We start from the raw sequence: 10,514 nt of genomic DNA, 5'->3' as shown, positions 1-10,514 counted from the left end.
GATGCCAGCCTGACGAAAAAAGGTATCGTTAAGTTAAGCAGCGCCACGGACAGTGACAGCGAAGCGCTGGCAGCCACGCCAAAGGCGGTCCATGCTGTCATGGACGAGGTACAGACCAAAGCGCCGCTGGACAGTCCGGCACTGACTGGTACGCCAACAGCACCAACTCCGGAAACCGCAGCTGCAGGTATTGAAATTGCCACGGCAGCGTTTGTGGCTGCGAAAGTGGCGCAGTTGGTTGGTTCTGCGCCGGAAACGCTGGACACGCTGAAAGAACTGGCTGACGCGCTGGGTAACGATCCGAACTTTGCCACCACTGTACTGAATAAACTGGCGGGCAAGCAGCCGCTGGACGATACACTGACGGCGCTGTCAGGAAAAAGCGTTGACGGTCTTATCGAATACGTTGGTTTACGGGAAACCATAAATCACGCCGCCGATGCATTACTAAAATCACAGAACGGTGGCGATATTCCGGAAAAGCCGCTGTTTGTACAAAATATCGGAGCGCTCCCTGCATCAGGTACGGCTGTTGCAGCGAACAGACTGGCATCACGCGGCGCGCTTCCGGCACTGACTGGTGCGACAAGAGGCAGCGATAGCGGCCTGATAATGGGCGAGGTCTACAACAATGGCTATCCGACGCAATACGGAAATATTTTACGTCTGACCGGAACTGGTGATGGGGAAATCCTCATTGGCTGGAGCGGGACAAACGGTGCGCCAGCGCCCGCATATATTCGCAGTCATCGAGATACCGCCGATGCTGAGTGGTCCGAACGGGCGATGCTCTACACCTCACTAAATCCGCCACCGAATTCGTATCCAGTAGGTGCGGCGATAGCATGGCCGTCTGATGCTACCCCAGCCGGTTACGCCCTGATGCAGGGGCAATCGTTTGATAAATCTGCTTACCCGTTACTGGCTATAGCGTATCCGTCCGGCATTATCCCTGACATGCGGGGCTGGACAATAAAGGGTAAGCCCATCAGTGGACGTGCTGTACTGTCGCAAGAAATGGACGGCAACAAATCGCACAGTCACAGCGCCAGAGCGCAGGATACTGACTTAGGGACAAAATCTACCTCATCCTTTGATTACGGCACGAAATCGACCAATACCACGGGCAATCATACTCACCAGTTCGGCGGTTATATCAATTCATACTGGGGAGATTCCAATCACACCTCATTTCAGCCTGGAGGTGGTGCATGGACACAGGCCGCTGGCGACCATGCACATACAGTTTATATCGGAGGACATGAGCACACCATGTATATAGGTCCACACGGACACGTCGTTATTGTGGACGCAGACGGTAATGCGGAAACCACGGTTAAAAACATTGCATTTAACTACATAGTGAGGCTGGCATAATGACTTTTAAAATGAGCGAACAGGCGCAGACAATTAAAATTTTCAATCTGCGTTCAGATACTAACGAATTTATTGGTGCAGGTGATGCGTATATTCCGCCGCACACAGGACTACCGGCAAACTGTACTGATATCGCCCCTCCTGATATTCCCGCCAGTCATATTGCTATATTTGACGCTGAAACCCAGACATGGAGTTTGCATGAGGATCACCGCGGCGAGATGGTTTACGACACAACAACCGGCAATCAGGTTTATATCTCCGCTCCTGGTCCGTTGCCCGAAAATGTCACATCAGTTTCACCAGGTGGTGAATACCAGAAATGGGATGGTAAGGCTAAGGTCTGGGTAAAAGACGAAGCGGCTGAAAAAGCAGCGCAGCTTCGTCAGGCGGAAGAAACCAAAAGCCGTCTTTTGCAAATGGCATCTGAAAAAATCGCGCCATTGCAGGATGCAGTTGATCTTGGAATCGCAACAGATGATGAGAAAGCGCGGCTCGACGAATGGAAAAAATATAGGGTGCTGGTAAACCGGATGGATACAGCCGCCCCTGACTGGCCGGAAAGACCAGCCAGCCAGTAGGCGTTACTGTGGTAATGCAGGCCACCTGATTGCTGTGAAGGTGGCCTCATCTGAAACACCTGTTAAGTCCAGCGATTTAAGAACATTGATATAATTCATCGGCAGAATCAAAGCTGCTTTATTTTCATCACTGATAATCCCCAGCGTTAATTCTATGCGCCAGTCCTTAATGGCATTATCTGAATCGTTAAGTAATTTCTGCCGGGTGACTTCTGCCTGCCAAAATTGAACGCCGGGCGTTGATACCGGATGATCTGGTCATCGTGGAAAGCGACCCTGAAAAAATCGACACTTAGCTGTAAAATGACAGTCCCGCCATCCGGTCATCATAACGGATTTTTCTTCTGCACCTTCTGAAGCCCGCCATGGCAGGACGACCATGAATCCGCCGATAACCTTATTGTGAAATTAAGACCAGGAAGAGATGATGTCTGTCGGACAGATACTATATGTAAATTTATAAAGGTTTTTTGTTATGCCCTTTCATATTGGAAGCGGATGTCTTCCCGCCATCATCAGTAACCGCCGCATTTATCGTATTGCCTGGTCTGATACCCCCCTGAAATGAGTTCCTGGGAAAAAATGAAGGAATTTTTTTGCTCAACGCACCAGACTGAAGCGCTGGAGTGCATCTGGACGATTTGTCACCCGCCGGCCGGAACGACGCGGGAGGATGTGGTCAGCAGATTTGAACTGCTCAGGACGCTCGCGTATGACGGATGGGAGGAAAACATTCATTCCGGCCTGCACGGGGAAAACTACTTCTGTATTCTGGATGAAGACAGTCAGGAGATATTATCAGTCACCCTGGATGACGTCGTGAACTATACCGTAAATTGCCAGGGGTACAGTGAAACACATCACTTAACCATGGCAACAGAACCGGGAGTGGAACGCACAGATATAACTTACAACCTAACCAGTGATATTGATGCTGCGGCCTATCTGGAGGAATTGAAACAGAATCCAATTATAAATAATAAAATAATGAATCCGGTAGGGCAGTGTGAGTCATTAATGACTCCTGTAAGCAATTTTATGAATGAAAAAGGGTTCGATAATATTCGTTGTCGAGGTATATTTATCTGGGATAAACCAACAGAGGAAATACCAATAAATCATTTTGCAGTGGTTGGAAATAAAGAAGGAAAAGACTATGTGTTTGATGTTTCAGCCCATCAGTTTGAAAATAGAGGTATGAGTAATCTGAATGGCCCATTAATTCTTTCAGCAGATGAATGGGTTTGTAAATATAGAATGGCAACAAGAAGGAAACTTATTTATTATACTGATTTTAGTAATTCAAGTATAGCAGCTAATGCCTATGATGCATTACCACGAGAATTAGAATCAGAATCTATGGCAGGGAAAGTTTTTGTTACATCACCGAGATGGTTTAATACCTTTAAAAAGCAAAAATATTCCTTAATAGGTAAAATGTAAGCGCACCGTGGAGGGCGTCTGTCAGAACCCTGTCAATCCGGCGATGATAGTGTCCACTTAAATTTTGATGGACACTATCACAGATGACAGAGTCCACAGCCCGGCGCAAACACGGCTGTCGGTCAGGAAAGAGAAAAGCCAGTCGCTGTACGACTGGATACAGGCGCAGTTGAAAACGTTGTCGGTGCATGCGGAGATGGCGAAGGAGTTCGGTTACATGCTGAAGCAGTGTGATGCGTTGAGCGTGTCCTCTGCGGCGACGGTCGGGTGGAGATCGACAACAACATCTGTGAAAACGCCTTACGGTGCGTGGCGCTGGGCCGACGTAACTATCTGTTCTTCGGCTCAGACAGGAGCGGCGAGGCAGCGGCGATCATCTATAGCCTGCTGGGTACGTGCAAACTAAACGACGTGGAGTCCGAGGCATGGTTACGCGACGTGCTGTGGAAAATCAGCGACTGGTCATCGAACCGGGTGCACGAACTGCTGCCCTGGAACCTCGAAACCGTAAAATAATCCTTACGCTACGTCCTAAACGGGACGCTTACTGAGTTATGAGGGTGAGGTGGTTTTCTTGATGAGCATCTGAACGCCGGTTTGTGGGATAGGGCAGGTGGGACGGATTCGGGACAGTCATCCGTTTTTAACTATTGGCATGGATTGGTATCTTTTCGCATCATGGGACGTGTGAGCGCAGGTATGACGCGGTATGTTATTGACTTAGAATGTGGTTCCAGGAACTGGCGCATCCATACCCGAGCAGTTTCCGGTGTCAGTGCCAGCGGGCGACGATCGTGAATGTCTACCAGACCTTTATCGGCTGCGGAGGTAACAATCAGAAATCCCTCTGCTTCATCACCGCGCTCAAACGGCGTACTGCCAATGGCAGCCATGAATATCGGCTTCCCGTCCTTTCTGTGAATGAAATACGGCTGTTTTTTGTCGCCTTCCTTCTTCCACTCGAACCATCTATCGGCAAAACAGATAGCCCGGCCATGCTGCCATAGTGGCTTAAACATTCTGCTGGAGGCCGCTGTCGCGACACGGGCGTTAATAAGTGGAGCTTTATCCCACCATCCGGGAGCGTAACCCCAAATCACCGGGTCGAGATGTAATTGCTCGTCGCGTTCGCTCAATAGCAGGACTTTAGTCCCGGGCGCCACGTTATACCGGCCTATAGGCTGAGGGTCATAAGCAATATTACGATCGGCTTCGTCGGCCAGATATGCCAGATATTCTTCACGGGTCTGTGCTTGTGCAAAGCGTCCACACATATGAAACCGCCAGTCGTCAGGCTGAAAGTATAGGGCAGGGGGAAAATGTGGCGCGCTCCGGTAATGATTTACAGGGAATTTATACAGTAATTCGAAATGAAAATTTGTGTATTGATGAATTCCGAAACTGAGCAGTGAGCAAACTGATGAATCAATCGCAAATTGCGTCGAATCTCGACGGCTTTATTCCCCAGTTTCACCCCATAGCTTCCCCGTAGGAAATTGAGCCATAAAAAAAACAGCCCTGACAGGCTGGTTTTTAAGGGGAATTTTGGTCGGCACGAGAGGATTTGAACCTCCGCCCCCCCATGTTGGCGGTAGCCTGAATAATTATCTTGGTAAAGGTTAACTATCATAAAATGGTACACCAGTCTTTCCAGGAGGAGGAGTGTAAAGGTTTTGGCTCATAAACACCGTCATAGTAAAGACCACAAATACTGCAATCTTCATTTTTATATTTATCATTGAATGCTAAGGTAAGCTTGTCATAGACATCAATATTTGATTGCCATTCAGGTGAGGTATTCATTGAATCATAAATTAATACTTTTTTCACTTCACTATCATAGCCTACAATGCACTCTGCATGTAGACATTCCGAGCCAAGTGAAGGCCTGATCAACATCAGTGGTCCATGGTTTTGTAATTCGTAAGAAATAAAACTCTCAAAGTCATCTTCTACAGTACTATTGAAAACTTCTGCCTGTAAAGCTTCTTTAATGTTTGTAAAAAGAGAGGATTCAGGTATTTTTTGCACATTCATTTCTTTTAATAAATTCTCACATTCTATTATATCAATACCCTCTAATATATTATTAAACGCTTGATTATCAGAAGTGATGTCCTCTAATGCACTATAATTATTGCCATCTCTGGATTTGATAACATTTAATGAGCAAACCCAGCAATTATTGTAGAGGGTGTTGCCTGTGGTATCAAACTGGCTTTGAAAGTTACGATGGTGAATAATCTGACCCTGAGGAGTTGCTGTATTACTTCTGTAAACGCTGCCTAAACTATTTTGAATGTGTCTTAACATAATATACTCGCCGAATAGTAATTTTGTTAATGTAATTATATACCACAGTGTGGATATTAATACAATTCTTTTGTTGTTAATTATTATTTATGAAATTAATTAAAAGTGAATAAGTTAGAGGTGTTTGTTGGCCTTAAAATTACATTTGTTGAGGGGGCTTATATGATATGTTTTTATTGTATTGTCGCATTTTTCTTAAGCTGAATCCGGATTTTGGGAGGTGGCTAAATGTAAATGACGTGGTTTAAGATAAATCTATTTTTAATAAGCTATCTGTTCAAATTTTCGCGATCGCTTTTGTTGGTATCACTATTCAAGCAGTTTGCCTGCATCGGCTTCACCCTCACTTCGGCATCAGGGAAAATCTGGTGCACCTGCTTCGTCAGTTCGGCCAGAATGATCTCGCTGGCCCCTTCGAGTCCTTCAACATTACGCTTGTCATAAACCAGTTCTACGAACATACGTGTTTCGCTAATAACTGTTTATATATACAGTATTTTTGCTTTGGCGGTTTTGTCTGTCAAGGCATGAACCACTTGTTTTTAAATTTTGGGGAACATACTGCGGGCGTGTTTGTTATCGATTTTCCCTGCAGGGCTGATGGGGTCTGGCGTTGACTAAAATTATGTGTGGGGCATGGATGGGGCAAAAGTGGTCTGTGAAGTTCGTTAAAGTTCGTTAATCAAGCTTCATCTCGATCTCGCTCATCCCTTGTTTAAAGCGCTCCTGGACGATCTTTATCGATTTTAAAAACTATGAGTACATATTATAAAAATGTAGCAAATAGGCCGTTTGTGCCTGAAAAGATGAACATTCTGCGTAGCGCGATTTGCGCAACAGGAATAGACTGGAGTCGACACTCTACACAAAGATGCGAAAGGTTTTTTATGACACAACAGCCACAAGCCAAATACCGCCATGACTATCGCGCGCCGGATTACCAGATTACTGATATTGACTTGACCTTTGACCTCGATGCCGAAAAAACCGTGGTCACCGCAATAAGCCAGGCTGTTCGTCATGGCGCGCCTGATGCGCCTCTTCGCCTTGATGGGGAAGATTTAACGCTGGTATCTATCCACGTCAACGATGCGCCGTGGGCAGCATATAAGGAAGAAGAGGGCGCGCTTATCATCAGCGACCTGCCAGAGCGTTTTACGTTACGCATTGTCAACGAGATAAGTCCGGCGGCGAATACGGCGCTGGAAGGATTGTACCAGTCCGGCGATGCGCTCTGTACCCAGTGTGAAGCGGAGGGCTTCCGCCATATTACCTGGTATCTTGACCGCCCGGACGTACTGGCGCGATTTACCACCAAAATTATTGCCGATAAAAGCAAATATCCGTTCCTGCTCTCCAATGGCAACCGTGTTGCGCAGGGTGAACTGGAGAATGGCCGTCACTGGGTTCAGTGGCAAGATCCGTTCCCGAAACCGTGTTATCTGTTTGCGCTGGTGGCCGGTGATTTTGACGTGCTGCGCGATACCTTTACCACCCGCTCCGGGCGTGAAGTCGCGTTAGAACTGTACGTTGACCGTGGCAATCTGGATCGCGCGCCGTGGGCAATGACCTCGCTGAAAAATTCCATGAAATGGGATGAAACGCGTTTTGGGCTCGAATATGACCTCGACATCTATATGATTGTCGCGGTGGATTTCTTTAATATGGGCGCGATGGAGAATAAAGGTCTCAATATCTTTAACTCCAAATACGTGCTGGCGCGAACTGATACCGCGACGGATAAAGATTATCTCGATATTGAGCGCGTGATAGGCCATGAGTATTTCCACAACTGGACCGGCAACCGCGTCACCTGCCGCGACTGGTTCCAGTTGAGCCTGAAAGAGGGGCTAACCGTGTTCCGCGATCAGGAGTTTAGCTCTGATTTGGGGTCACGCGCGGTGAACCGCATCAGTAACGTGCGTACCATGCGCGGTTTACAATTCGCGGAAGACGCCAGCCCGATGGCGCATCCTATCCGCCCGGATAAAGTAATCGAAATGAATAACTTCTACACCCTCACCGTTTATGAAAAGGGTGCGGAAGTCATTCGCATGATCCACACGTTGCTGGGTGAGGAAAATTTCCAGAAGGGGATGCAGCTTTATTTTGAGCGCCATGACGGCAGCGCCGCGACGTGTGATGACTTCGTACAGGCGATGGAAGATGCTTCTAATGTCGATTTGTCCCATTTCCGCCGCTGGTACAGTCAGTCCGGCACGCCGATTGTAACGGTAAAAGATGATTATAATCCGGAAACCGAGCAGTACACGTTGACCATCAGCCAGCGTACTCCGGCGACGGCGGATCAGGCGGAGAAGCAGCCGCTGCATATTCCATTCGCCATTGAACTGTACGATAACGAAGGCAACGTCATTCCGTTGCAAAAAGGTGGTCATCCGGTCAATGCCGTGCTGAACGTCACGCAGGCGGAGCAGACATTTACCTTCGATAATGTCTACTTCCAGCCTGTTCCGGCCTTGCTGTGCGAGTTTTCAGCGCCGGTGAAACTGGAATATAAATGGAGCGATCAGCAGTTGACGTTCCTGATGCGCCATGCGCGCAATGATTTCTCCCGTTGGGATGCGGCGCAAAGCCTGCTGGCCACATACATTAAACTGAATGTGGCGCGTCATCAGCAGAGGCAACCGCTATCGCTTCCGGTGCATGTCGCTGATGCGTTCCGCGCAGTACTGTTGGATGAGAAAATCGATCCGGCGTTGGCCGCAGAAATTTTAACGCTGCCTTCGGCCAATGAAATTGCGGAGCTGTTTGAGGTCATTGACCCGATCGCCATTGCGCAAGTTCGTGAAGCGCTAACGCGTACGCTGGCGGCAGAACTGGCGGATGAGTTCTTAGCTATCTATAACGCCAATCATCTGGATGAGTATCGTGTTGATCACGGCGATATCGGTAAGCGCACGCTGCGCAATGCTTGCCTGCGCTTCCTGGCGTTCGGCGAGACGGAGCTGGCTAATACGCTGGTCAGCAAACAGTATCGCGACGCCAATAATATGACCGATGCGCTGGCGGCCCTGTCTGCTGCAGTGGCGGCGCAGTTGCCGTGCCGCGATATGCTGATGCAGGAGTATGACGATAAGTGGCATCAGGACGGCCTGGTGATGGATAAATGGTTTATCCTGCAATCCACAAGCCCGGCGGAAAATGTACTGGAAACCGTACGCGGCCTGCTCAAACACCGTTCTTTCAGTATGAGCAACCCGAACCGCATCCGTTCATTAATTGGCGCGTTTGCTGGCAGCAACCCGGCGGCGTTCCATGCGCAAGACGGTAGCGGATACCAGTTCCTGGTCGAAATGCTGACCGATCTGAATAGCCGTAACCCGCAGGTAGCATCTCGCCTCATTGAACCGCTGATTCGTCTGAAACGTTATGATGATAAGCGTCAGGAGAAAATGCGCGCGGCGCTGGAGCAGTTAAAAGGGCTGGAGAATCTTTCCGGCGATCTGTACGAGAAGATAACTAAAGCGTTAGCCTGACAGTATCCGTTATAAAGAGGTAAGACATGCCCGGTAAGCGTTAGCGCTGCCGGGTATTTTTTTGCCGGACGATGACGCTCGCTGGCGAAACGTGAAGTGAGAATGAAGGAAAACGATTGCTATTTATTGCCGTAGGTCAATTCCCTTTTGCCTTGTTATCGCCCATAATACGCCCCCGGTTTGCACACCGGGAATCCAGGAGAGTTCATGTACTATCCCTTCGTTCGTAAAGCCCTTTTCCAGCTCGATCCAGAGCGCGCTCATGAATTTACATTTCAACAATTACGCCGCATTACAGGTACGCCGCTGGAAGCGCTGGTGCGCCAGAAAGTACCGACAAAGCCGGTTACCTGCATGGGACTTACCTTTAAAAATCCACTGGGGTTGGCTGCCGGTCTGGATAAAGACGGGGAGTGCATCGACGCGTTAGACGCGATGGGGTTTGGCTCCCTGGAAATCGGCACCGTGACGCCGCGCCCACAGCCGGGTAACGATAAGCCGCGTCTTTTTCGTCTGGTGGATGCTGAAGGTCTGATCAATCGGATGGGCTTTAATAATCTGGGCGTCGATAACCTGGTCGAGAATGTTAAAAAAGCCCATTTTGATGGTATTCTGGGAATTAACATCGGTAAAAATAAAGATACGCCTGTCGAAAATGGCAAAGATGACTACCTGATTTGTATGGAAAAAGTCTATGCTTATGCGGGTTATATCGCCATTAATATTTCTTCGCCGAATACGCTAGGGCTACGTACGCTCCAGTATGGCGATGCGCTGGACGATCTGTTAACTGCCATTAAAAATAAGCAAAACGATCTTCAGGCGATCCACCATAAATATGTGCCGGTGGCAGTAAAGATCGCGCCGGATCTTTGTGAAGAAGAATTGATCCAGGTTGCCGATAGCCTGCTTCGTCATAATATTGATGGGGTGATTGCGACAAATACCACCCTCGATCGTTCTCTGGTACAAGGAATGAAAAATTGCCAGCAAACGGGGGGATTAAGTGGCCGGCCATTACAATTAAAAAGCACAGAAATTATTCGCCGTTTATCCCAGGAGTTAAAGGGACAATTGCCTATTATCGGCGTCGGCGGCATTGACTCAGTTATCGCCGCGCGCGAGAAGATAGCGGCAGGAGCTACGCTGGTACAAATTTATTCCGGCTTTATTTTTAAAGGCCCGCCATTGATTAAAGAAATCGTAACGCACATCTAAACTTTACCCTTTATCAGACAACCAGGGCTTTATTTCCGGCGCTGGTTGTTTTATATTTCTCCACTGTTGCTTATTTAGACAT

Annotated in this window: 8 protein-coding genes and 3 pseudogenes; 6 read left to right on the top strand and 5 right to left on the bottom strand. The window is 48.2% G+C overall.

Annotated elements, in window-relative coordinates:
• Window positions 1-1,377, top strand: a 1,377-nt coding sequence (locus ACLJRU_RS18265) for a phage tail protein (protein WP_410957043.1), incomplete at its 5' end; no start/stop codon positions are given.
• Window positions 1,377-1,958 carry a tail fiber assembly protein gene (locus ACLJRU_RS18260; RefSeq protein ID WP_000143167.1) on the top strand — a complete coding sequence of 194 codons (582 nt, stop codon included), beginning with the start codon at window positions 1,377-1,379 and terminating at the stop codon, window positions 1,956-1,958. The genes ACLJRU_RS18265 and ACLJRU_RS18260, both read left to right, overlap by 1 nt.
• Window positions 1,959-1,961: 3 nt before the next feature.
• On the opposite strand, the pseudogene ACLJRU_RS18255 reads toward ACLJRU_RS18260, so the two are convergent.
• Window positions 1,962-2,177: pseudogene (locus ACLJRU_RS18255) on the bottom strand (tail fiber assembly protein); the annotation flags it as partial.
• A gap of 256 nt (window positions 2,178-2,433) precedes the next feature.
• Between ACLJRU_RS18255 and sseI the strand changes: the two are divergent.
• A pseudogene (gene sseI, locus ACLJRU_RS18250) lies at window positions 2,434-3,401 on the top strand (SPI-2 type III secretion system effector SseI).
• A gap of 97 nt (window positions 3,402-3,498) precedes the next feature.
• Window positions 3,499-3,917 (top strand): annotated as a pseudogene (locus tag ACLJRU_RS18245) (IS66 family transposase); the annotation flags it as partial.
• A 131-nt stretch (window positions 3,918-4,048) separates the two neighbouring features.
• Here ACLJRU_RS18245 and ACLJRU_RS18240 read toward each other — a convergent pair.
• The 4 genes from ACLJRU_RS18240 to ACLJRU_RS18225 all read right to left on the bottom strand — a co-directional run bounded on the left by ACLJRU_RS18240 (window position 4,049) and on the right by ACLJRU_RS18225 (window position 6,175).
• On the bottom strand, window positions 4,049-4,675 hold the full coding sequence (locus ACLJRU_RS18240; protein ID WP_000334547.1) for an SOS response-associated peptidase: 627 nt from the start codon (window positions 4,673-4,675) through the stop codon (window positions 4,049-4,051).
• A gap of 68 nt (window positions 4,676-4,743) precedes the next feature.
• Window positions 4,744-5,043 carry a hypothetical protein gene (locus ACLJRU_RS18235; RefSeq protein WP_010989011.1) on the bottom strand — a complete coding sequence of 100 codons (300 nt, stop codon included), beginning with the start codon at window positions 5,041-5,043 and terminating at the stop codon, window positions 4,744-4,746.
• Window positions 5,028-5,714, bottom strand: a complete 687-nt coding sequence (gtgE, locus tag ACLJRU_RS18230; RefSeq protein ID WP_001525490.1) for a virulence effector protease GtgE — start codon at window positions 5,712-5,714, stop codon at window positions 5,028-5,030. The genes ACLJRU_RS18235 and gtgE overlap by 16 nt, the downstream gene beginning before the upstream one ends.
• A 269-nt stretch (window positions 5,715-5,983) precedes the next feature.
• Window positions 5,984-6,175: a DinI-like family protein gene (locus tag ACLJRU_RS18225; protein ID WP_000497441.1), complete on the bottom strand. Its 192-nt coding sequence runs from the start codon at window positions 6,173-6,175 to the stop codon at window positions 5,984-5,986.
• Between the two features lie 426 nt (window positions 6,176-6,601).
• On the opposite strand from ACLJRU_RS18225, the gene pepN reads away from it, so the two are divergent.
• Window positions 6,602-9,214 (top strand): aminopeptidase N, encoded by a 2,613-nt coding sequence (gene pepN / locus ACLJRU_RS18220; protein WP_011264247.1) that lies wholly within the window; start codon window positions 6,602-6,604, stop codon window positions 9,212-9,214.
• A gap of 207 nt (window positions 9,215-9,421) precedes the next feature.
• Window positions 9,422-10,432 (top strand): quinone-dependent dihydroorotate dehydrogenase, encoded by a 1,011-nt coding sequence (pyrD, locus tag ACLJRU_RS18215; protein WP_001539645.1) that lies wholly within the window; start codon window positions 9,422-9,424, stop codon window positions 10,430-10,432.
• Window positions 10,433-10,514 lie beyond the last annotated feature (82 nt).

It is taken from the genome of Salmonella sp. SAL00653, from assembly GCF_046552515.1.
In the GTDB taxonomy this organism is placed as follows: Bacteria; Pseudomonadota; Gammaproteobacteria; order Enterobacterales; family Enterobacteriaceae; genus Salmonella; species Salmonella enterica.
Note: the sequence above shows the minus strand (reverse complement) of the source record. Positions and strands in the feature narration are given on the sequence as shown.

What these genes read in the sequence shown, in the direction of transcription:
- ACLJRU_RS18260 (WP_000143167.1), top strand. Translation starts at nt 1,377, where the DNA reads ATGACTTTTAAAATGAGCGAACAGGCGCAGACAATTAAAATTTTCAAT.
- ACLJRU_RS18240 (WP_000334547.1), bottom strand. Translation starts at nt 4,675, where the DNA reads ATGTGTGGACGCTTTGCACAAGCACAGACCCGTGAAGAATATCTGGCA.
- gtgE (WP_001525490.1), bottom strand. Translation starts at nt 5,714, where the DNA reads ATGTTAAGACACATTCAAAATAGTTTAGGCAGCGTTTACAGAAGTAAT.
- ACLJRU_RS18225 (WP_000497441.1), bottom strand. Translation starts at nt 6,175, where the DNA reads ATGTTCGTAGAACTGGTTTATGACAAGCGTAATGTTGAAGGACTCGAA.
- pepN (WP_011264247.1), top strand. Translation starts at nt 6,602, where the DNA reads ATGACACAACAGCCACAAGCCAAATACCGCCATGACTATCGCGCGCCG.
- pyrD (WP_001539645.1), top strand. Translation starts at nt 9,422, where the DNA reads ATGTACTATCCCTTCGTTCGTAAAGCCCTTTTCCAGCTCGATCCAGAG.